Consider the following 20399-nt stretch of genomic DNA (forward strand, 5'->3'; position numbering starts at 1 on the left):
AGCCCGAAGGCAGCAGCCTGTTTCGTGATGCTCTGTAACAGGAAATCATCGCGCCGATCCGGCCCTACAACCGGAACACTCTGACCCTGCCGTTTTTCAAGAGCTCTCTTCAGAGGAGCAGCCCCGCCGGCGTGATCCAGATGACCATGTGTGAGGAGAATAGCCTCGACAGGCATGTCACCCAGTTCCTGCAGGATGTCATCAACATCCCCACCCGGGTCCACCACGACAGCACGGCCTGCGTCATTCGAGAGAATGGTGCAGTTCTGCCGCAAGGGCGTAACCGGCACCCGCTTCGCATACAAAGGAGTCATCACTCCTCCTTCCAGACGATCCGTTCTGATGTGGCGATACAGGCTCCGTCTCCGCACGACAAGTCAACCGGAAGGATTGTGTCGCGCAGATCATTGACCCCCTTTCGCAGGAAGGTCACTCTCGCCCTTTCCTCTCCAGACCAAGGTATCATCATGAGCCGCATCATCCGCACGGAACCTAACGCCATTCTGTCCAAGGCTGTCGAATATCATGGCTTCATTTTCACGCAGGGCGTGGTCGCAGCCGACCTGTCGCAGGGTATCGAAGGACAGACCCGGAGCGTTCTCGACCAGCTCGATCAGATCCTTGAAGAACACGGCACCGACAACACCCGTATCCTGCAGGCCCAGATCTGGCTGAAAGATATCGCAGACCGCGCCGCACTCAACACGCTCTGGTCCGCCTGGCTTCCGGAAAACGCAGCCCCCGCCCGTGCCTGCGTTCAGGCTGTGATGGCAGATCCGAAGATTCTCGTGGAAATCATGCTCACGACAACGAAATGATCTGACCCGAACGATTGTGGCGAGAATGCAGCAGGATGTGGTGTCAAAAAGATTTTCCATGGAAATGAAAATTTAACACACAGGTCTGCATTCTGCTCTTGTCAGGGTTGCGGGAAGGTTGTTACCTCCCTGTAACCCGAACAACACACAACCAATCAGGATCCTAAAGATCGTGAAGCATAAAAGTTGCCGGAAAACCTTTCTCTCCGCTCTGGCGCTCTCCGCTGTCGCGTTCTTTTCAGGACAGGCTCAGGCCCGTCACAGTTCGGCTCATCACGGACGGTCCGTTTTCCATAGCCGTCACTCCATCAGCCACCATCATTCCTATGCACACGTCATTCAGTGCGTCGCCTATGCCAAAACGGCCTCTGAGGTCGAACTGCACGGCAATGCGCGGGACTGGTGGTATAATGCTGCTGGCGTTTATGCCCGTGGCTCTGCACCGCAGGCCGGATCGGTCCTGAATTTCCGGGCCATCCGCCGCATGCCCCTCGGCCACGTCGCCGTCGTGCGTTCGGTCGAAGACAGCCGCACGATCTATATCGATCAGTCGCATTGGGCCTCGAACGGCATCGCGCACAATGTCCGCGTCGTTGACGTCTCGCCCAACAATGACTGGAGTGCCGTCCGCGTTGGTCTCAATGACCGTAGTGGTCGACTGGGCAGCATCTACCCGACATACGGCTTCATCTATCCCCGTTCCGACGACGGTGACCGCACCCCGGCGCCACATGTTGTGCTGGCCCGTGCCTCGAACGTCTCAGGCTTTCGTCACCGCGCTATCGTGAATGGCTCCGATGCACTGAGCCATCCGATGCTCAGCACCGAGGTTGCTGAAGCACCGGACGACGCCTTCACTTCGGATGCGCCAGACCGTTCGATTCGCTGATATAATCAGGAATATATAACCGGCGGTTCAGTCTGGCCGGGACTCCCGATGATAGGGATGACCGGTATTGATGGCCTGAGCCCGAAACACCTGTTCGGCAATCAGAACCCTGACCAGCATGTGCGGCCAGGTCAGTTTCCCAAGAGAAATCACGGAATCGGCCCGCTGGATCACACTCGAATCCAGCCCTTCTGCACCACCAATCAGAAAATGAATGGGACGTCCGGACTCCTGCCAGCGGGACAACATCTCTGCCAGACGCAGACTGTCAGGCGTCTTACCGCCCTCGTCCAGAGCCACGATCAGCGCGTTATCGGGACAGGCCCCCAGCAGAGCCGCAGCATCCTTGCGTTTCTGCTCCTGGACGCTGCCTTTTGACGGCGCGAGTTCCGTCACCGTCAGGGCGGGCCTGATCCGGCCCGCATAACGTTCGAACAGTTCGCGCTCCGGCCCGGCTTTGAGCCGGCCGATTGCGACCAGTTTCATTCAGTCCTGCTCTTCGCCCTGTCCGACCGCGACTTCGTTTTCGCTGCCATCCAGATCGGTGCCCCACATCCGCTCCAGACCATAAAGCTCGCGGCTTTCCGGCTTGAAAAGGTGGACAACAACATCGCCGGCATCGATCAGAACCCAGTCGGTGCCATTCGCGCCCTCGATCAGGATGCGCTTGATGCCGATCTCATTGAGCTTCTTCTCGATGTGATGCGCCATTGCAGAAATCTGACGATCGGCAAGACCGGTCGCGATGACCATGCGGTCTGCGAAATTCGCACGTCCGACAAGATCCAGCACAACGATGTCTTCACCCTTGTCTTCATCCAGACTTGTGGTGATGACTGTCAGCATGCTGGTCAGAACGTCCGGCTGCACGGCTTCGCGCTTGACGGCCGTTTTCTTCGGTCCGGCGACAGCAGCCTTCTTGCGAGCCGTTCCCGGCACCTTGGCAGCCTCGGCCAGTGCCGCATCGGGGGAGCTGGTTTTCCGGCGCACAGGCTTTTTGGCCTGCGATTCGGGAGAGGTCGTCTTGGTGATGGTTTTTACTCCTGATCGGATTCCGGACGAAACTGGCCGGACTCACGCAACGCTGTAGCCGATATATCGTTCTGCGGCGCAGAAAGGAACGTCCATGCGTTGCCTTTTCGCTCTGCAAGCACAGGAGATTCCCGCGAAGGCTGCCTCTGGTGCCGCAAAACAGATGCTGCAGCCCCTCTCAGCGCAGGCGAAACGCTTCCCGGACGGGGGGCAACGGCTATGGGAACCATCGCAGCCAACCGGCGCCAGCGCTTCCATTGGGACAACTGCGCCAGTCCGTCCGCTCCCATCAGCCACACAAAGCGAACATGTGGGAATCGCTGCTTCAGCAATGCCACGGTTTTGACGGTAAAGCGCTGGCCCAGACGGGATTCGATATCGGTCGCAACGATTCGCCGCCCATCCGCGATCCGCTCCGCAGAGGCAAGACGCACCCTGAACGGCGCCATCCCCTTGCCCGGCTTGAGCGGATTCCCCGGCGAGACCATGAGCCACACCTGATCCAGCCGCAGCGCCCGCAATGCCCGTCGCGCCAACATGAGATGCCCGGCATGGGCCGGGTTGAAAGACCCACCCAGCAGGCCGATCCGCATGTTCCGGCCGTCGCCAGACGTCGGAATACTGCTCAGCCCCGCACCTGTCCGGTGCCGATCACCTCGTAGCGATAGCATGTAAGCTGTTCGAGCCCCACCGGGCCGCGCGCATGCATTCGCCCCGTCGCAATGCCGATTTCCGCGCCGAATCCAAACTCCCCACCGTCACAGAACTGCGTGGATGCATTCCACATCACAACCGCACTATCCGTCCCGTTGAGAAACTCAGCCGCGGCCTCCGCATCTTCGGCAATAATGGCCTCGGTATGCGAGCTTCCATGCCGGGCGATGTGATCCAAAGCGTCCTCGACACCGTCCACAACAGCAATCGACAACACCGAATCCAGCCATTCCGTCCTGAAATCATCAGGCCGGGCCGCTTCAAGTGTCGGGACAATCGCACGCGCCCGGTCATCTGCCCGAAACGCACATCCTTTTGCGCTCAGATCCTGAACCAGCAATGGCAGGAGCGTCGGCGCAATCGCAGCATCAATCAGCAGCGTTTCAGTCGCACCGCAGACGCCCGTCCGGCGCATTTTCGCATCCAGCAACACCTTCCGGGCCATGGCCGGGTCAGCGCTTGCATGAATATAGGTATGATTCAGACCATCTGCATGAGCAAGAACCGGAACGCGCGCTTCTCGCTGCACACGCTCCACAAGCGACTTGCCACCACGCGGAATAATCAGGTCGATCTGCCCCGAAGCCTGCAACATGGCTCCCACCAGAGCACGATCGGCAGACGGCAGAATCTGCACACAGGCCTCATCCAGCCCGGCAGCCCGCAATCCATCTTCCATCGCAGCCTGAATCGCCCGTGCGGAATGCAGGCTCTCCCCGCCTCCACGCAGAATCACGGCATTACCCGACTTGATGCAAAGCGCCGCGGCATCCGCACCAACATTCGGGCGGCTTTCATAGATCATGCCGATCACGCCAAGCGGTGTCGCAACGCGCCGAAAATGCAGACCATTCGGCCGGTCCCATTCCGCCAGAACACGCCCGACCGGGTCCGGCAGACGTGCGACATCTTCCAGACCACACGCCATTGCCTCAACACGCTCTGGCGTCAGCGTCAGACGATCGCGAAAGGCTGCGTTCCGGTCTTCTGAAAGGGCAGCCAGATCCTGTTGATTGGCCGCAACAATCGCATCAGACCGTTCCCGCAACGCCTTCGCAGCTTCGGACAGCGCAAAATTACGGGTGTCCTCGCTGGCGCGCGCCAGACTCCGGGAGGCCCGGCGGGCATGATCCGCCAGACCGTCCAGAATCCGGATGGCCCCGGAAGCAACTTCAGACATTGAACCGGAACAGCAACACGTCACCGTCCTGCACCACATATTCCTTGCCTTCGATCCGCAGCTTGCCGACTTCCTTGGCCCCGGCCTCACCGTTACAGGCCACATAGTCGTCAAACGCTACGGTTTCACAGGCAATGAACCCGCGCTCGAAATCGTTGTGAATCACGGCAGCAGCCTGCGGTGCCTTCGTCCCGGCCGTGATCGTCCAGGCACGGGATTCTTTTGGCCCAACCGTGAAATACGTCCGCAGACCCAGCAGCTTGTAACCAGCCGCAATCACACGATCCAGCCCGCTATCCGTCAGACCCAGACCTTCAAGAAACTCCGTCCGGTCTTCATTCGGTAACTGGCTGACTTCCGCTTCAATAGCGGCTGACACCACGACAACGCCCGCACCCTCGGCTTCAGCCCGCTTGCGCACGGCCTCAGAAAAAGCATTCCCGGTGGACGCCGAGGCTTCCTCGACGTTGCAGACATACAGAACCGGCTTCGTCGTCAGAAGCTGAAGACGGGACGCCTCCACTTCCTGCCCTTTAGGAACAGCCGTCCGGGCCGGCTGGCCGTCCCGCAGGGCCGCAAGCAGCGGCTCCAGAAGCTCAAGCTGCGCCTGCGCCTCACGGTCGTTGCCACGCGCGCGCTTCTGAAGACCGATCTGGCGCTTCTCAAGGCTTTCCAGATCCGCGAGCATCAGCTCCGTCTCGATGATGTCCGCATCACGAACCGGATCAACCCCACCCTCGACATGGGTGATGTCGTCATCCTCGAAACACCGCAGCACATGCACGATGGCATCGACTTCACGGATATTGGCGAGGAACTGGTTCCCAAGGCCTTCGCCCTTGGACGCGCCCCGGACCAGACCGGCAATGTCCACGAATTCGAGGCTTGTCGGAACCTTGCGGATGGACTTGCCGATCCGCGCCAGTTCATCCAGCCGCGCATCCGGCACAGCCACACGTCCCGTATTCGGCTCGATGGTGCAGAACGGGTAATTCGCAGCCTGTGCCGCCGCCGTTTCCGTCAGGGCATTGAACAGCGTGGACTTGCCAACATTAGGCAGACCAACGATGCCGCAATTGAAACCCATTCGTGCTCTCCATCATCATTAAAAGATCGCTCGAACGCGAACGACCCGTTCCAGAAAAATCCGTTGCCCTGTGTTCGCAGAAACCGGAGAGGCTCACAACCTCTTACCCTTGCAAAACAGGCATTCAGCCCACGATTCCCGCCAGATCCTGCAAGGCCCGCACATGCGCCTTCAGCGCCGTACGCCCCTGCACCGTCAGAACCAGCCAGGTTCGCTGCCGCCCCCCCAGAGGCGCCTTGCGCAACCGCACATAGCCCGCCTCCTGCATCTGCGCGAGATGCTTGGACAGGACCGAGTCACTCACACCCAACAGATCCCGCGCCCGGCCAAATTCCATGTCGTTCACTTCCGACAGGGCCGCAGCAAGCTGCAACCGGACCGGAGGATGAATAACAGGATCGAATTGGGGAACAGCCGTCACAACCGCGCTGTCATACCAGCCTGCCAGGCCCTCCGCCAGAGCAGCGCCACCCCATAGCCAATCGCAAAACTGCCCAAAGTCGCAATCCACGGCAGCCACGCCTGATGAAGCACCCTCGCCCCCGCTCCCGACAGCGCCATCATTGCATAAACCGCCAGAACCATGCCGATTGCGATCTTTCGGGTCCGCCCCCGACGGTATCCATTGACGAAATATCCCATCCGCCGCCGCGCGAGCGAATAGAAAATCCCCATCAACGCGACGCACAGCCCTTCCAGCAGAAACATAAAGGGCGGATCGAGACTCATGGCAAAGGTCAGGAGCGCAAGAAGCCCACCCATGACCGGCGCATTCCACCACGGACAGACCAGCTCTTTCGGAAGCCTGTTCCTGAAAGCGTCAAGCGCTTCCAGTTGCGCACGCGCATCATCCCGACTGCTCACATCCGTAGTTCCGAATCCATCCTGCTGCACAGCCTTGACTTTCCATATTGGAAAATGATGATCTAACTTTCCAATATGGAAAGAGAACCCATTCATGACAATCCTGCATAGCAGTCTGGCCGCAAGAATTCTGGCAATCCTCTGGCTCGCAGTCCTGCTGGCCGCCTGCGTCCATCACAGTCGCAGGGGAATGCAGGACTGGAAGTTCTTCCGCACAGCCATCCATACTCATGCACGCCGCCGCTTTTATCTGAAGTGGCTGTTCCAGAGTGTGCTGCTCTTCGATCTGGGTGGCCTCGTGACACTCTGGCTTCTACCCGAATCCCTGAAGCCCACATCCATCGTCCAATTGCGCCTGTCCGCACCGGCAACACCGGCCAGCACGACGCCAACTGAAACGTCGCCAGCTTTTTTCATTGGATTCGCCTGCGGGCTTCTGATCATCGCGGGCGTGTTCATTCTGCTCCGCAAACTGAAGCGACCCGCGCTTCTCAACCCTCTTGGCAATTTTTCCGCCCTGATCCCACGCACTCTGCCCGAAGCCGGACTGGCTTTTTTGCTCTGTCTGAATGCGGGTCTGGGAGAAGAGCTTTTCTTCCGTCTGGCTCTTCCCCTGCTCGTAGGGCAGCTCACCGGTAGCCTGATTGCCGGAGCAGCGCTCTCAACACTGCTGTTCGGAGGCATGCATTGGTATCAGGGGCGTAAAGGCGTGCTGATCACGACGATCATCGGCCTGATCTTCATGCTCCGCGCGCTTCACGGAACACCCCTGATCTGGCTGATGGGGCTTCACGCCCTGATGGACGTCATTGCCCTGTTCGTCAGGCCTGTTTTGACCGGCCATTTCAACCGAAGCGCTGTTACGCCGCCAGCAGGGCAACCTTTGTCATGAAGGCTTCGTGCTCTTTTTTCGCCAGCAGAGGGGCTGCGTCGGCCATAGCCTCAAGCCAGCGCTCGAGTTCCGGCTCTTCCGCCTTGGCAAAATTGCCCAGCACATGTCCCGTCACACGATCCTTGTGCCCCGGGTGACCGATTCCCATCCGCACACGCCAGTAATCCGGCCCCGACAGACATTTGTCCATGGAACGCAAGCCATTATGCCCCGCAGCACCACCGCCGCGTTTGATACGCAGCTTGCCAAAAGCAAGGTCGAGTTCATCATGAAATGCAGTGATATCGTCCGGCGCGATCTTGAAGAACTGCGCGGCCTGCTGAACGCTGTCGCCTGACAGGTTCATATACGTCATCGGCTTGAGGAGCAGGATCTTCTGCCCCCCGATGACGCCTTCGGAGGTCTCCCCCCGGAAACGCTTGCGCCACGGTGAAAAACCGTGGCGCTTGGCGATCTCATCGACCGCCATAAAGCCGATATTATGTCTATGACGGCTCATCCCCGGCTCGGGATTGCCGAGACCGGTCCAGAGCCTCATGACATTACTTCTTCTTTGCGCCCGGCTTGGTAGCAGCAGCTTCAGCAGCGGCAGCCTTTGCAGCGGCTTCAGCTTCCATTTCGGCATCAACCGTCGGCGCAGCGATGGAAGCGATGACGATGTCCGTGTTCTGGCCACCCGTCAGCACAACACCCTCGGTGCCCTTAAGATCCGTCCAACGCACGTTGTCGTGGATCTCAAGACCGCTCAGATCTGCCGTGAAGTGTTCCGGAATGTTCGCCGGATCAGCCTGCACGTCCATGTAATGACGCACGACGTTCAGAACGCCGCCACGCTTGATGCCCGGGGACTTCTCTTCGCCAACGAAAGCGATGGAGACTTCAACGTGGATCTTGGTGCCAGCCGTAACGCGCTGGAAATCCACGTGGATCGGGGCATCGGTGACCGGGTGCAGCTGCACGTCACGGATCAGGGCCGCAACCGGCTCTGCACCTTCGGCAGCGAGGTTGTACACGCGCGAGGACCAGCCACCGCGATGCAGTTCCTTCATGATCACGCGCGGATCAAGTGCGATGATGGAGGGTTCTTCCTTGCCACCGTAGATCACGGCCGGCACGAGGCCCTCACGTCTCGTTGCGCGCGCTGCCCCCTTACCAGCCTTCGCGCGCGTCGAGACAGCAAGTGTCGTCAAATTAGCCACTGTTACGCTCCTGCGTATTGAATTTCATTCATCACAGACCTCCAGGGGTGCCTGTGCGAGGCGCGGAGTAGCGGAAAACCGCCACCGATACAACCATTTTCGGACTCAGACGCCCTGCTTCCCCCTCTGGACCATCCCATCCCGCGACCGCTACGATTGCGTTCCGTTTCCACAGTTTCCGGCAGATATCCCCACCGATGAGCATCGCCGCCCGCATCGAATGCCTGCCCTTTACCCGCTTTCACTGGAAACTGCTGTTCCTCGGCGGCCTGGGTTATACGTTCGACGGCCTCGATTCCGCGATTGTCGCTTTCGCACTCCCGATGCTCAAAAACCAATGGCATCTGAGCGGCCCGGCGCTGGGCCTGCTCGGAAGCGCCACCTATCTCGGCTACGGGCTGGGCGCCCTGCTGTCCGGCTGGTGGGGAGACCGCTCCGGCCGCCGCCGCGTCATGATGAGCGCACTGGCCATTTACGCCATCGGCTCCCTGCTCTCCGCCGGATCGTCCTCCTTCACCGCGTTTTTTCTGTGCCGCCTGCTCTCCGGGATCGGCGCGGGGGCGGAAGCCACCATCATCGCGCCCTATCTCAGCGAGTTCGTCGCCGCCCGCTATCGGGGAGCCTTCACCGCAGCCCTGACCGGATTCTACTCCTTCGGGTACGTCACGGCAGCGCTTCTGGGATTCATGTTCGTCCCCGCAATGGAGGATGGCTGGCGCTGGGCTCTGGCACTGACGGGTTTTCCGGTGTTGATGCTGCTGTGGTGGCGACGCGCTCTGCCCGAATCCCCCCGCTGGCTCGACGAACGCGGACGCACTGTTGAAGCCTGCCGGATCGTCGGCGATATCGAGGAAAGCGCTGGCCTCGCGGTTGGCCTGACCACCACGACCGATCGTGGTGCTCCTTCCCTGCGACCCGTCCGGGATCTGTTCGCCCCAAATCTGCGGCGCTCCACCTTCATGAGCTGGGCTATGTGGCTGGCCATCACCTTCAGCTTCTACGCCTTCTTCACCTGGATCCCGACCCTGATGATCGAACGCGGCATGACCGTCACCCGTAGCTTCGGTTACGCTATTTCGATCTATTTCGCCCAGCTCCCCGGCTATGCCTGCGCCGCCCTGCTCACCGACCGCCTGGGACGACGCGGAACCGTGGCGCTGTTCATGGTCTCCGGAGCACTCAGCGCCATCGGTATGGCGGCCAGCCAGACCCCAACCGAAGTCCTGATCTTCGGCATGCTGCTATCTTTTTTCATGAACGGCACCTTCGGCGGCATTTACGCCTACACCCCCGAACTCTTCCCGACCGCCCTTCGTGCTCGGGGCATGGGACTTGCATCCGCCATCGCCCGTCTCGGCGCCATCGCCTCACCCATCCTGATCGGCTGGCTTTACCCAATCGCCGGCTTTCCCGGCGTCTTCGGCCTGACCACCCTGATCCTCCTGTCCGGTGCCACCGTCACGCTCCTCTTCGGCCCCAGAACAGAAAAACGCCCGCTCGACGACGAGCAGGCGTTCGCACAGATCTGAGTTCCGGAGATCCGTGTCAGATCATCGGCACACCACCATTGACCGCCAGAAGCGCGCCCGTCGTGTAGCTGTTCATCGGATCAGCGAAGTAAACATAGGCACCCGCCAGTTCAGCGGGTTGTCCGGGACGGCCCAACGGCACATCGGAACCAAGATGTTCCTGTTCGTCTTCCGGCATGCCCGTGACGATAAACGGCGTCCAGATCGGTCCCGGCATCACCGCATTGACCCGGATGCCTCGCCCGGCGAGCTGCTGCGCCATGCTGGACGTGAAATTCGCGATTGCCGCCTTCGTCATGGAATACGGTACCAGCAGCTCCGGCGCCGTCTTGAGATTGACCGAAGACGTATTGATGATGGATGCGCCCGCCTGAAGATGCGGCAACGCGGCCTTCGTCAGATGGAACAATGCATCCGTGTTCGTGGAGAAATGGCGCTTCCATTCCTCGTCTGAAATGTCTTCCAGTTTCGCACGGGCTTTCTGGAAAGCCGCATTGTTCACAAGAATATCGAGCTTTCCGAATGCCTCGACGGTTTTGCGGATCATCTCCCGGCAATGCGCCGCTTCTCGAATGTCGCCCGGCAACAGCAGACAGGCCCGGCCTTCAGCTTCAATCTCGGCCTTGATCTTCCGGGCGTCGTCGGTTTCCGTCTCCAGATACGAAATCGCGACATCAGCCCCTTCCCGGGCAAAAGCCAGCGCCGCAGCCCGACCGTTTCCGGAATCGCCCCCTGTAATCAGAGCCGCTAGCCCCGTCAGCTTTCCGGACCCCTTATAGGTTTTCTCCCCATAATCAGGTTTCGGAACCATCTTTTCCGAAAGACCGGGAAAAGCCTGCGTCTGACCTTTGAAAGGCGGGCGCGGATAGCAGGTGCGGGGATCGGCTGGCATGGAAACACTCCTGTGTCGTCATGGGACAGTATTGCCGCCTTAACGGCGCGTCTTCCGGGCGGGTTCAGAAATTTTCACGGATTTATTTCAGGAACACTTGCCCCTGACGGCGCTTTCTTATGGGCGCAGCCTTTCCTGTGGGAGGGGCGACTTTCTTATCCAGGCGTCCCGAAGCCCGCGCTTTTCCGGGCTTGCAGCCAGAGGTGCATTTCATGAGCACGGACAAACGCACGACCGTCACTATCGGCGATCAAACTTTCGAGCGCGGCCCGCAGGGTGCTACCCATCAGGTGGCCACAGGCGATATCCCGACCCTGACCACACAGCAGGGCGTCCCCATCTCGGACGACCAGAACACCGAGAAGGCGGGGGCACGTGGCCCCAGCCTTCTCGAAGACTTTCATTTCCGGGAAAAGATCTTCCATTTCGATCACGAGCGCATCCCCGAGCGCGTCGTCCATGCCCGGGGATATGGCGCCCATGGCTTCTTCGAACTGACCGACTCCCTGTCCGACTACACGACCGCCAGCGTCCTCGGAAAAATCGGTAAGCGTGTCCCGGCCTTCGTGCGCTTCTCGACCGTGGCTGGCGGACGGGGCTCATTTGATCTGGCCCGTGACGTGCGGGGCTTTGCCGTGAAACTCTATACCGAAGAAGGCAACTGGGATCTCGTGGGCAACAATATGCCCGTCTTCTTCATTCAGGACGCCATCAAATTCCCGGATATGGTCCATGCGGTGAAGGAAGAGCCTGACAGCGGCTTCCCGCAGGCACAGTCCGCCCATGACAATTTCTGGGACTTCGCATCGCTCTCTCCCGAGACCGTCCACATGCTGATGTGGATCATGTCCGACCGCGCCATTCCGCGTTCCTTCCGCTTCATGGAAGGCTTTGGCGTCCACACCTTCCGCCTCGTGAACGCCGAAGGCAAATCCACCTATGTGAAGTTCCACTGGAAGCCGAAACAGGGCCTGCAATCCGTTGTGTGGAACGAAGCCGTGAAGATCAACGGCGCTGATCCGGACTTCCATCGCCGGGACCTGTGGGATGCCATCAATTCCGGCGATTTCCCGGAATGGGAGCTGGGCGTGCAGCTTTTCGACGACGCCTTTGCAGACAAATTCGACTTCGACATTCTCGACGCGACCAAACTGATCCCGGAAGAACTCGTTCCTGTCCGTCGTATCGGACGCCTCGTGCTGAACCGCACGGTGGACAATTTCTTCGCCGAGACCGAACAGGTGGCTTTCTGTACCCAGAACGTCGTTCCGGGCATCGCCTTCACCAACGATCCGCTCCTGCAGGGTCGGAATTTCTCGTATCTGGACACCCAGACCAAGCGCCTCGGTGGCCCGAACTTCACGCATCTTCCCATAAACGCACCCAAATGCCCGTTCCATAATTTCCAGCAGGACGGACACATGGCCATGCACAACCCCAAAGGGCGTGCAAATTATGAGCCAAACTCCTGGGGGATGGGACCACGTGAAAACCCGCAGACCGGCTACAAACCCTATGCAGAGGAACTGAACGGCCGCAAAACCCGCGAGCGCGGAGAGCTGTTCGCCGATCACTACAGTCAGGCCCGCCAGTTTTATGCCAGCCAGACGCCCACCGAACAGACGCATATCAAGGACGCCTTCGTCTTTGAGCTCAGCAAATGTCTGACGCCCGCCATCCGCGCTCGCGTGGTCGCCCATTTGTTGAATGTCGATGAAACCCTTGCTCAAGCGGTGGCCGAAGGTCTGCGTCTGGAAAAAATGCCGGCTCCTGCTCCGGCAGCGCGCACGCCGCTAACGGGCCTTCCGGCTTCGAACCCGCTCAGCATCCTCAAAAATGGCCCCAAGACCTTCAAGGGCCGCAAGCTGGGCGTGCTCGTTACCGATGGTACGGATGCGGAACTGCTCACAGCCCTGATGAAAGCTGCAGAAGCAGAAGGGACAACCATCGAACTTGTCGCTCCAGCCGTCGGCGGCGTGAAAACCACGGATGGCAAGCTCGTCCCGGCAGGACAGAAGATCGTCGGTGCGCCATCGGTCCTGTACGATGCGGTGGTCCTGCTCCCATCCGCAGAGGGTGCGAAGCTCCTGACCCGTGAAGCCACGGCCCGGGACTTTGTGGCCGACGCCTTCGCCCATGCCAAATTCATCGGCTACGGCGCGGAAGCCAAACCCCTTCTCGCCAAAGGCGGCATCACCCCTGAAGACATGGATGACGGCATCGTTCCACTAAAAGCTGCGGGCGATTTACAGAACTTCATCACCTTGTGCCGCAATCTGCGCTTCTGGGACCGGGAAGCCAGAACCCACGCCGTTTGAGACGAAAAAAAGGGGCGGAGACATTCTCCGCCCCTTTTTTATATCTGCCGTATTCCGAACGGAATCATGCCTGATTTCCATTGCAGAAGCGTTTCGCTTTTGCAGGATAGGATTTCAGGGTGCAGACAGTCACGACAGGTGCGCAGCGCAATCCGGGGATCGACCTGCTCAGGGGCATCTCCATCATCCTCGTTGTCATCCATCACCTCGCTTTGCGCATCCCCCTGATGCACACCGGTCTTTCAGCCGTCTTCCCTGCTTTTCTGCTCAAAGCCCTCACCTGGGACGGCGCCAAAGGCGTAAAGATCTTCTTCGTGATCTCAGGCTTTCTGATCACCGATCATACATTGCGCCGCTGGGGCAGTCTGAACGGTATCAAAGTTGTCGCGTTCTCCGGTCGCCGGGCCTGCCGAATCCTGCCGTGTCTGCTGGTACTGCTCGGGATTCTCGCAGTTCTGAAGCTCGCAGGCGTGCCTGACTTCCTTTTCCATCACGAAAACCAGACACTGCCCGGCGCCATCTTCGCAGCCCTGTTCATGCATCTGAACCTGTACGAAGCACAGACGAACTACCTGCCTGCGAACTGGGACGTATTGTGGTCATTGTCGGTCGAGGAACTGTTCTATCTGGCCTTCCCGATCTTCTGCCTTCTGAGCGGACGCATTCCAAAACTGATCGGCCCCAGACTTCTCGTCTGCGTTTTCGTCCTTCTGGCCCTGTCCCTGCCTTTTGCGGAATGGCAGATCCGAGACGCTTCTGAAATCTGGCAGGACGAAGCCTATGGACCGGGCATTTCTGCAATCGCCATGGGCGTCTGTACAGCCCTGCTGGCGCACCGGATGTCTCCGTTCACATTCGCGCGTCTCACGCCCTGGCTGGGTTGGATCGGAACATTCGGCGTCGGTCTCTATCTGCTGAACAGCCACGTTCTTTGGCAGACCCTGAATTACGGCGCCCCGCTATTCTTCACAGTATCCTGCGCGGCCCTGCTGCTCGCCTTCTACAACGGCTGGGGCAAAGCGACCGCAAGTCGCTTTCTGGCATGGCCGCGCCACTGGGGCAGACTGAGCTACGAAATCTATCTCAGCCATATGTTTGTGGTCATGCCGATGGTTCACCTGTTCAAGGCCACTGGCGAAAACTGGACGTTCGGCTGGGTCTGGTTCCTCCCGACCCTCGGCCTGTCCTTCTGCCTCGGCGTCCTCGTGGACCGTTTCCTCTCACGCCCCGCCGATCGCTGGCTGCTGGAGAAATCCGGCCTTCGCCGCCCTCAGCCCAGTGGGGAGGCCAGCGGGCGGATCGCCGAAATCTGATGCCCGATATGCCCACCGCCCGCGAGGGTCCGGCGGCGATGGCTGAAGAAACGCGGATCCGTCAGCGTATCCATCCCCAGAATCTGCACGTTCCGGACTCCGGCCTGTTCCAGACGAAACCCGCAATAGCCCGGCAGATCAAACAGGAAATGCCCGGCACGGGGCGCTGAACGGAAAAAGATTTCCCCAACACTCCCGTAAGCCAGAACCGCATCCCGCATATCCGGCCCGACTTCATAGCTCGCCGGTGCAATGCATGGCCCGACAACGGCACGAATCCCCGTGGCACCCAGCGCAACCATCTGCGCCACCACGGATTCAAGAATCCCGCCCGCAGCGCCACGCCAGCCCGCATGGGCCGCACCCACAATCCGCCCATCCTCAGAAGACAGCAGCACCGGTCCGCAATCCGCCGTAATAACGCCCACGCCAATCTCCAGCCGATCCGTCACCAGCGCATCCCCGACCTGCCCGGTTCCAGCCACCCACAGAGGCGTTTCGGACGTCACAGGCACAGTGATGTCACTATGCGTCTGCTTCAGGCCCAGTAGATGATCCGGTTCCACTCCAATCGCCCGCGCCACCCGCGCCCGGTTTTCCGCCACATTCGCCGGATCGTCCTGAGAGGACAACGAACAGTTCAGGCTGTCATACGGCGCGGGCGATACGCCTCCGAGACGCGTGAAGAACCCGTGCGGCACCTTGAGAACAGATCCCGTCAGCACGGCCTCAGACATGCGCCGACACCCGAGCCGAAATCTGGGCCGGGCGCCGCATCGCGTAAACCATGAGCCCCATCCCCGCGAGTGCCATCGGAATACACAGCAACTGCCCCATCGTCGTACCCCCGGACAGGAACCCGATATTCGCATCAGGCTGGCGGAAGAACTCGCAGAAACTCCGTGCGCAGGCATAGCCGAACAGGAACAGCCCCGACAGGAACCCGAACCGCTCCCGCGCCGCCGGACGGCTGGCCGCGAACAGCATGACGCACAACAGCAGCACACCCTCGGTCAGGGCTTCATACAATTCGGACGGATGACGCGGAATCGGCCCACCCGTCGGGAAAATCATCGCCCAGGGCAGATCCGGAGACGCCGGACGCCCCCACAGCTCCCCGTTTACGAAATTCGCACAGCGCCCAAGCCCCAACCCGATCGGCACCACCGGCACGATCCGGTCTGCAAAAGCCAGAAAGCTCAGACGGTTCTTCCAACTGAAATAGGCCAGCGCCAGAATAACGCCCAGCGCCCCGCCATGAAACGACATCCCGCCATCCCACGTCTTGAAGATTTCCAGCGGGTGCGAAAAATAATCCATCGGCCGGTAGAACAGGACATAACCCAGCCGCCCGCCCAGAAGCACACCCAGAATGGCGTAGAACAGGAAGTCATCGACCTGCTCTTTCGTCGCCACTTCCGGCGACAGACGGTTCAGGCGCTTCGCAATGGGCAGCGCAATGATGAACGACACCATATAGGCCAGCGCATACCAGCGCACCGCAAGAGGGCCGACATGAAAGGCAACCGGATCAAAATCAGGGAAGATCAGGGGATGGCTCACGGAATCGGCTCTCAGAGATTGGGGTGGGAACGGGAAAGATAGTCGCGCACATATTGCCCGATTCCATCTTCAAGAGACGTAAACGGCGCATCATAACCCGCAGCGCGCAGGCGGCTCATATCCGCACAGGTAAAAGACTGGTACTGCCCGCGCAGCTTCTCGGGCATGTCCACGAACTCGACATCCCGCGCTCGCTTCGCAGCATCACACACCGCATGCGCCAGATCGAGATAACTCCGCGCCACGCCGGTTCCGCAGTTGAACAGCCCGCTGACCTGCGGATGATCGAACAGCCACAGCATGACGTTCACAACGTCCCCGACCCAGATGAAGTCCCGCTGCTGCTGCCCGTCAGCCAGTCCCGGCACATCCGAGCGGAACAGCTTCGCCGCACGATCCTGCACAACCTCGTCGTACTTGACCTTCACGACCGAGATCATCGACCTCTTGTGGTATTCGTTCGGCCCATAGACATTAAAGAACTTGAGCCCGGCCCATTGCGGCGGCACAGACGCTCCGGCTTCGATTTCCCGCTTCACCCAGAGGTCGAAGGCCTGCTTGGACCAGCCATACAGGTTCAGCGGCCTCAGACCATCGATGCCCTCCAGCCCGTCACGGAACATCTCAGGCCGGTCCGCTGCTCCATAAGTCGCGGCAGAAGACGCATAGATCATCCGCACACCCCGCGCCGCGCACCAGCGCCACAATGTCTGCGACAGGTCCACGTTGCTCGACCAGACGAGGTCTCCGTCCCGCGCCGTCGTGGCGCTGATCGCCCCCATGTGAAACACGGCTTCGACATCCGGTTCGGACGCAAGGAAACCTTCCAGCTCATCAGGCGTGATGATGCGATCCGGCGCATGGGACGCCAGATTGCGCCACTTCACCCCGTCCCTGAGCCGGTCAACCACGATCGTCCGCAAGCCCCGGCGACGCAGGGCGGAATGAAGACACGAACCAATGAATCCGGCCCCGCCGGTGACGATAATCATCCTTCCTGTATAGTCTGCCCCCGATAACGATCCAAGCGACGCGCCCGACACGACACGCCGCAGAACAGCAGGAACTTCATCATGGCTGACAGACCCCGCTTTTTCGACGACCTCGCTGGCCTCGCCGGTAACGCATTTTCCGCCGTGACCGGCGCCCGCGAGGAGCTTCATGCCATCGTCCGCACACGCGTGGACGAAATCCTCAACAGTCTCGACCTCGTCCGCCGTGACGAATTCGACGCGGTACAGGAAATGGCAACCCGCGCCCGCATGGCACAGGACGCCACCGAACAGCGTCTGGCCGAAATCGAATCGCGTCTTGCCGCTGTCGAAGAACTCGCAACTGAAGAAAAAGGCGGCCCGCAGGGCTAATCTGCAACAGTCACCCAAGACCGTGTAGCTATTGTAACACGTAATGCTTGCACCCGAGGCAAAGGCTCCATAACGTAACTGCTGTCGGGAGCGGTTTTCCGCTTCCGGCCGCAGACATCTGGAGCGCCGCACCGGCGCCAGGCCGGTGCCAGGCTCCACGGCCTTGGGAGACCCGCCATGCCTGCCCTGAGCACCTCACTCACCACGGAAACAGAATCCCATCCGCTCGACCTGATGGAACAGGTCATGGGCCTCTATGAATGGGAGTTCGAACGCCTCGGCCCGTCCGAAATGGCCGCCCAAGCACCCGGACAATGGTGCGACTATTCCCTGTATTTCACATGGTCCGACGAGCTCTCGGCCCTGCATCTGAACTGCATCATGGATCTGCGCTCCCCCGCAAAGCGCCGTCCGGCCGTCCACGAACTCGTTTCCCTTGCCAATAACCGCCTCTGGATCGGCCATTTCGCCGTCGATCCCGACACAGGCACCCCGTCCTACCGACATACGCTGCTGCTGCGCGGCGTGCAGACATTGCCCGGCGAAAGCATGGAAGACCTCGTGGAAATCGCGATGTCCGAATGCGAACGCTTTTATCCCGCCTTCCAGTTCGCGCTCTGGGGCGGAAAAACACCGCAGGAGGCCATAGACGCCGCCATGCTCGACTGTGTGGGAGACGCCTGATCGTGCCATCCTCCGTCCCTTCAATCCTTCTTTCAGGGTGCGGCAAGCTGGGAGGCGCGCTGCTCGACGGGTGGCTCGCCTCCCCAACCCCGCCACGCCTCGTCGTCCTCGACCGACACCGAACCAGTCCGGACGATACGGTCACCATCGTCCGGACTGCCGCCGAAATCCCGGCCGATTTCCAACCCGACATCATCGTCCTCGCCGTCAAACCCAGCGTTGCCGAAATCGTGATCGACGCGCTTGGAAAGGCTCTGGGGCCCCGCCTGAACGGTGCCGCCCTGCTCTCCGTCATGGCCGGTCGCACCTGCGAAGCACTGTCGGACTCTATCCGGCTTGCAGGCGCGGATATTCCGGTCCTGCGCGCCATGCCCAATACACCCTCCTCGGTGGGTGCCGGGATCAGCGGTCTCTTTGCCTCGAGCGCCGCCACCCCCGAACAGAAATCCATCTGTCACGATCTGCTATTTGCGGTCGGAGACGTTGTACCAGTCGAAAACGAAGACGATCTGTCGGTCGTCACAGCCATTTCCGGCTCCGGGCCCGCCTATGTATTCCTTCTGGCCGAACTGCTGGAAAAAGCAGGGCAGCAACACGGTCTGGCGCCAAATGTCGCCCGCCGTCTGGCCCGTGGAACAATCTATGGTGCAGGACGTATGCTCGACGATCTGCCCGAAAGCGCCGAAGACCTCCGCAAGGCCGTCACCAGCCCCAATGGTACCACCGCTGCGGCGCTGGCCGTCCTCATGAAACCCGATGCCTGGCCCCAGACGGTTCCAAAAGCTATTGACGCTGCTACAAAACGGGCCGACGAACTCGCTGGCTGACGGTTTCTTTATGGGAGAGAGCTTGTCGGCAGACCGCAACGCTCCCACCAATAGAACAAGACGCTTTCGACAGGAGACCCGAATGGACGGACGGCAGGACCCCTTTGAATCCGACGACATGGCACTGAGTGGTCCGCCGGATCTGGCGCAGGAAGCTTTCGACGCCGCCCTTCTCCAGTCCGCCCTGTCCCTCGCCGCAAGCGAAGGCTGGCACCGCTTTTCGCTCGTGGAAGCCGCACGGGACGCCGACCTTCCGGTCGAGACAGTCCGCAAACGCTATCCCGTCAAAGCCCTGCTGCTGCTCCAGCTTGGACGTTTGGCCGATGCCAGCGCCCTGCGTGACGACGGCAATGGCGGCACGCTGCGCGAATATCTCTTTGACCTGATCATGCGCCGTTTCGATATTTTTCAGGAATATCGCGAAGGCGTCCGTGCTGTCCTTCAGGCCGTGCCCTACGACCCGGCTTTGGCTGCCTTTCTGGCCGGCACAACCCTTGATTCCATGAAATGGCTGGCAGAGGCCGCCGGAATCGACTGCACGGGTTTCGGTGGCATTTTCCGAATCAATGTTCTGGCCGCTGTCTGGGCGCATGCCATGCGGGCCTGGGAAAAAGACGAAAGCCCGGATCTGGCCGCGACCATGGCTGCCCTTGATACCGCGCTGGATCGTGCAGAGCGTTACGGCATCCTCAAGCCCTCAGCGCGGCGCAAAATGGACGAGGCCCTGAACACAACCGGCCTGCCTGATCACGATCTCGAACTGGAATCCTGACTTCGGACTTTACGAAGGCAACCGGTTCGGACTAGAAGTCCGAAAGGATGCGCTCCCCGGGGCGCATCGATTGGGGTGTAGCCAAGCGGTAAGGCAGCGGATTTTGATTCCGCCACGCGGAGGTTCGAATCCTCCCACCCCAGCCAGCCTTTCAGACAGACTGCTTCAGCCCAGGGCTGGCCTTGAACCTTACGGTTCGTCCCGCAGAAACATCGACGGCTTCTCCAGTTCTCGGATTGATCGCCTGTCGTGCCCTTGTTTCACAAACCGTGAACGTTCCAAATGAAGGCAACGTGAACCCTCCCTCTTCCCGTAATTCCTCGATAATAGCCTCAATCATGTCATTGACGGCTCTCTGGGCGACAACCCCGGTGCAATTCATGGAATCCTGAAGAACTGCGGCAAGAAAAGCTTTGCTCATGAATAAAACTCCGGATTTACTCAGTACTGATCGGGTCTTTC

General features: G+C 60.1%; 25 protein-coding genes and 1 tRNA gene (1 of these 26 cut by a window edge). 11 read left to right on the forward strand and 15 right to left on the reverse strand.

All coding sequences use genetic code 11. From position 1 onward, the window contains the following. Positions 1–314 carry the start of an MBL fold metallo-hydrolase gene (locus ABDK74_RS08600; RefSeq protein WP_194256107.1) on the reverse strand. The gene continues 337 nt to the left of window position 1, outside the view, so 314 of the gene's 651 nt are visible here — the first part of the coding sequence; its start codon is at positions 312–314; its stop codon lies beyond the left edge, outside the window. Between the two features lie 153 nt (positions 315–467). Here ABDK74_RS08600 and ABDK74_RS08605 point away from each other — a divergent pair, with 153 nt between their 5' ends. Together ABDK74_RS08605 and ABDK74_RS08610 are read left to right on the forward strand one after the other, a co-directional pair. Next, positions 468–818, forward strand: a complete 351-nt coding sequence (locus ABDK74_RS08605) for a RidA family protein (RefSeq protein ID WP_099287303.1) — start codon at positions 468–470, stop codon at positions 816–818. Between the two features lie 172 nt (positions 819–990). Continuing rightward, positions 991–1707, forward strand: coding sequence for a CHAP domain-containing protein (locus ABDK74_RS08610; RefSeq protein ID WP_346003484.1), 717 nt, complete (start codon positions 991–993; stop codon positions 1705–1707). Between the two features lie 27 nt (positions 1708–1734). Here ABDK74_RS08610 and ABDK74_RS08615 read toward each other — a convergent pair whose 3' ends face one another. The 7 genes from ABDK74_RS08615 to ABDK74_RS08645 form a co-directional block, all read right to left on the reverse strand. Beyond that, entirely contained in the window at positions 1735–2193 is a 459-nt protein-coding gene (locus tag ABDK74_RS08615) for a 23S rRNA (pseudouridine(1915)-N(3))-methyltransferase RlmH (RefSeq protein ID WP_041111584.1), read from the reverse strand. After that, positions 2194–2646: a ribosome silencing factor gene (gene rsfS, locus ABDK74_RS08620; RefSeq protein ID WP_346004194.1), complete on the reverse strand. Its 453-nt coding sequence runs from the start codon at positions 2644–2646 to the stop codon at positions 2194–2196. A gap of 98 nt (positions 2647–2744) precedes the next feature. Then, complete coding sequence (locus tag ABDK74_RS08625) at positions 2745–3332, reverse strand: nicotinate-nucleotide adenylyltransferase (protein WP_346004195.1); 588 nt, start codon at positions 3330–3332, stop codon at positions 2745–2747. 32 nt (positions 3333–3364) lie between these two features. Continuing rightward, positions 3365–4633: a glutamate-5-semialdehyde dehydrogenase gene (locus ABDK74_RS08630; protein WP_346003485.1), complete on the reverse strand. Its 1269-nt coding sequence runs from the start codon at positions 4631–4633 to the stop codon at positions 3365–3367. Beyond that, on the reverse strand, positions 4626–5720 hold the full coding sequence (ychF, locus tag ABDK74_RS08635; protein WP_194256111.1) for a redox-regulated ATPase YchF: 1095 nt from the start codon (positions 5718–5720) through the stop codon (positions 4626–4628). The genes ABDK74_RS08630 and ychF overlap by 8 nt, the downstream gene beginning before the upstream one ends. Before the next feature lie 124 nt (positions 5721–5844). Continuing rightward, entirely contained in the window at positions 5845–6141 is a 297-nt protein-coding gene (locus ABDK74_RS08640) for a transcriptional regulator (RefSeq protein ID WP_346003486.1), read from the reverse strand. Beyond that, entirely contained in the window at positions 6138–6584 is a 447-nt protein-coding gene (locus tag ABDK74_RS08645; RefSeq protein WP_346003487.1) for a hypothetical protein, read from the reverse strand. Before ABDK74_RS08645 ends, ABDK74_RS08640 begins: the two co-directional genes overlap by 4 nt. 94 nt (positions 6585–6678) lie before the next feature. Between ABDK74_RS08645 and ABDK74_RS08650 the strand changes: the two genes are divergently transcribed. Continuing rightward, positions 6679–7476 (forward strand): CPBP family intramembrane glutamic endopeptidase, encoded by a 798-nt coding sequence (locus ABDK74_RS08650; RefSeq protein ID WP_346003488.1) that lies wholly within the window; start codon positions 6679–6681, stop codon positions 7474–7476. On the opposite strand, the gene pth is transcribed toward ABDK74_RS08650, so the two are convergent. Together pth and ABDK74_RS08660 are read right to left on the reverse strand one after the other, a co-directional pair. Next, on the reverse strand, positions 7445–8014 hold the full coding sequence (gene pth, locus ABDK74_RS08655; RefSeq protein ID WP_346003489.1) for an aminoacyl-tRNA hydrolase: 570 nt from the start codon (positions 8012–8014) through the stop codon (positions 7445–7447). The genes ABDK74_RS08650 and pth overlap by 32 nt on opposite strands. A 4-nt stretch (positions 8015–8018) precedes the next feature. Continuing rightward, positions 8019–8675, reverse strand: a complete 657-nt coding sequence (locus ABDK74_RS08660; protein WP_346003490.1) for a 50S ribosomal protein L25/general stress protein Ctc — start codon at positions 8673–8675, stop codon at positions 8019–8021. Between the two features lie 197 nt (positions 8676–8872). Here ABDK74_RS08660 and ABDK74_RS08665 point away from each other — a divergent pair, with 197 nt between their 5' ends. Then, positions 8873–10204, forward strand: coding sequence for an MFS transporter (locus ABDK74_RS08665; RefSeq protein ID WP_346003491.1), 1332 nt, complete (start codon positions 8873–8875; stop codon positions 10202–10204). Between the two features lie 16 nt (positions 10205–10220). On the opposite strand, the gene ABDK74_RS08670 is transcribed toward ABDK74_RS08665, so the two are convergent. Then, positions 10221–11096 (reverse strand): SDR family oxidoreductase, encoded by an 876-nt coding sequence (locus tag ABDK74_RS08670; protein WP_346003492.1) that lies wholly within the window; start codon positions 11094–11096, stop codon positions 10221–10223. A gap of 212 nt (positions 11097–11308) precedes the next feature. Between ABDK74_RS08670 and ABDK74_RS08675 the strand changes: the two genes are divergently transcribed. Together ABDK74_RS08675 and ABDK74_RS08680 are read left to right on the forward strand one after the other, a co-directional pair. After that, a complete protein-coding gene (locus ABDK74_RS08675) occupies positions 11309–13414 on the forward strand; it encodes a catalase (protein ID WP_346003493.1) in 2106 nt (701 codons plus the stop codon). A 119-nt stretch (positions 13415–13533) separates the two neighbouring features. Further along, positions 13534–14727 (forward strand): acyltransferase, encoded by a 1194-nt coding sequence (locus tag ABDK74_RS08680; protein ID WP_346003494.1) that lies wholly within the window; start codon positions 13534–13536, stop codon positions 14725–14727. Here ABDK74_RS08680 and pgeF read toward each other — a convergent pair. From pgeF to rfaD, 3 genes are read right to left on the reverse strand one after another with little or no spacing between them, the layout of a single operon-like run. Further along, entirely contained in the window at positions 14685–15464 is a 780-nt protein-coding gene (pgeF, locus tag ABDK74_RS08685; RefSeq protein WP_346003495.1) for a peptidoglycan editing factor PgeF, read from the reverse strand. The genes ABDK74_RS08680 and pgeF overlap by 43 nt on opposite strands. Beyond that, positions 15457–16275: a prolipoprotein diacylglyceryl transferase gene (lgt, locus tag ABDK74_RS08690; RefSeq protein WP_099287309.1), complete on the reverse strand. Its 819-nt coding sequence runs from the start codon at positions 16273–16275 to the stop codon at positions 15457–15459. The genes pgeF and lgt overlap by 8 nt, the downstream gene beginning before the upstream one ends. A 26-nt stretch (positions 16276–16301) precedes the next feature. Continuing rightward, positions 16302–17282 (reverse strand): ADP-glyceromanno-heptose 6-epimerase, encoded by a 981-nt coding sequence (gene rfaD / locus ABDK74_RS08695; RefSeq protein WP_346003496.1) that lies wholly within the window; start codon positions 17280–17282, stop codon positions 16302–16304. An 81-nt stretch (positions 17283–17363) separates the two neighbouring features. Between rfaD and ABDK74_RS08700 the strand changes: the two genes are divergently transcribed. The 5 genes from ABDK74_RS08700 (at position 17364) to ABDK74_RS08720 (ending at position 20083) form a co-directional block, all read left to right on the forward strand. Then, the gene (locus ABDK74_RS08700) at positions 17364–17654 is read left to right on the forward strand and encodes an accessory factor UbiK family protein (RefSeq protein ID WP_062107038.1); all 291 of its coding nucleotides are present in this window, start codon (positions 17364–17366) and stop codon (positions 17652–17654) included. Positions 17655–17831: 177 nt separating this feature from the next. Then, positions 17832–18338, forward strand: a complete 507-nt coding sequence (locus tag ABDK74_RS08705) for a YbjN domain-containing protein (protein ID WP_346003497.1) — start codon at positions 17832–17834, stop codon at positions 18336–18338. 2 nt (positions 18339–18340) lie between these two features. After that, complete coding sequence (gene proC / locus ABDK74_RS08710) at positions 18341–19165, forward strand: pyrroline-5-carboxylate reductase (RefSeq protein WP_346003498.1); 825 nt, start codon at positions 18341–18343, stop codon at positions 19163–19165. A gap of 82 nt (positions 19166–19247) precedes the next feature. Continuing rightward, a complete protein-coding gene (locus ABDK74_RS08715; RefSeq protein ID WP_346003499.1) occupies positions 19248–19937 on the forward strand; it encodes a TetR family transcriptional regulator in 690 nt (229 codons plus the stop codon). A 71-nt stretch (positions 19938–20008) separates the two neighbouring features. After that, positions 20009–20083, forward strand: a tRNA-Gln gene (locus tag ABDK74_RS08720). Between the two features lie 5 nt (positions 20084–20088). Here ABDK74_RS08720 and ABDK74_RS08725 read toward each other — a convergent pair. Continuing rightward, a complete protein-coding gene (locus ABDK74_RS08725) occupies positions 20089–20358 on the reverse strand; it encodes an HU family DNA-binding protein (protein WP_194256215.1) in 270 nt (89 codons plus the stop codon). Positions 20359–20399: the final 41 nt, after the last annotated feature.

It is taken from the genome of Gluconobacter sp. OJB (genome assembly GCF_039638275.1).
GTDB lineage: Bacteria > Pseudomonadota > Alphaproteobacteria > Acetobacterales > Acetobacteraceae > Gluconobacter > Gluconobacter cerevisiae.

What these genes read in the sequence shown, in the direction of transcription:
- ABDK74_RS08605 (WP_099287303.1), top strand. Translation starts at nt 468, where the DNA reads ATGAGCCGCATCATCCGCACGGAACCTAACGCCATTCTGTCCAAGGCT.
- ABDK74_RS08650 (WP_346003488.1), top strand. Translation starts at nt 6,679, where the DNA reads ATGACAATCCTGCATAGCAGTCTGGCCGCAAGAATTCTGGCAATCCTC.
- ABDK74_RS08625 (WP_346004195.1), bottom strand. Translation starts at nt 3,332, where the DNA reads ATGCGGATCGGCCTGCTGGGTGGGTCTTTCAACCCGGCCCATGCCGGG.
- ABDK74_RS08705 (WP_346003497.1), top strand. Translation starts at nt 17,832, where the DNA reads ATGCCTGCCCTGAGCACCTCACTCACCACGGAAACAGAATCCCATCCG.
- ABDK74_RS08615 (WP_041111584.1), bottom strand. Translation starts at nt 2,193, where the DNA reads ATGAAACTGGTCGCAATCGGCCGGCTCAAAGCCGGGCCGGAGCGCGAA.
- pth (WP_346003489.1), bottom strand. Translation starts at nt 8,014, where the DNA reads ATGAGGCTCTGGACCGGTCTCGGCAATCCCGAGCCGGGGATGAGCCGT.
- ABDK74_RS08670 (WP_346003492.1), bottom strand. Translation starts at nt 11,096, where the DNA reads ATGCCAGCCGATCCCCGCACCTGCTATCCGCGCCCGCCTTTCAAAGGT.
- ychF (WP_194256111.1), bottom strand. Translation starts at nt 5,720, where the DNA reads ATGGGTTTCAATTGCGGCATCGTTGGTCTGCCTAATGTTGGCAAGTCC.
- ABDK74_RS08700 (WP_062107038.1), top strand. Translation starts at nt 17,364, where the DNA reads ATGGCTGACAGACCCCGCTTTTTCGACGACCTCGCTGGCCTCGCCGGT.
- rfaD (WP_346003496.1), bottom strand. Translation starts at nt 17,282, where the DNA reads ATGATTATCGTCACCGGCGGGGCCGGATTCATTGGTTCGTGTCTTCAT.
- ABDK74_RS08725 (WP_194256215.1), bottom strand. Translation starts at nt 20,358, where the DNA reads ATGAGCAAAGCTTTTCTTGCCGCAGTTCTTCAGGATTCCATGAATTGC.
- pgeF (WP_346003495.1), bottom strand. Translation starts at nt 15,464, where the DNA reads ATGTCTGAGGCCGTGCTGACGGGATCTGTTCTCAAGGTGCCGCACGGG.
- ABDK74_RS08630 (WP_346003485.1), bottom strand. Translation starts at nt 4,633, where the DNA reads ATGTCTGAAGTTGCTTCCGGGGCCATCCGGATTCTGGACGGTCTGGCG.
- ABDK74_RS08715 (WP_346003499.1), top strand. Translation starts at nt 19,248, where the DNA reads ATGGACGGACGGCAGGACCCCTTTGAATCCGACGACATGGCACTGAGT.
- ABDK74_RS08665 (WP_346003491.1), top strand. Translation starts at nt 8,873, where the DNA reads ATGAGCATCGCCGCCCGCATCGAATGCCTGCCCTTTACCCGCTTTCAC.
- ABDK74_RS08675 (WP_346003493.1), top strand. Translation starts at nt 11,309, where the DNA reads ATGAGCACGGACAAACGCACGACCGTCACTATCGGCGATCAAACTTTC.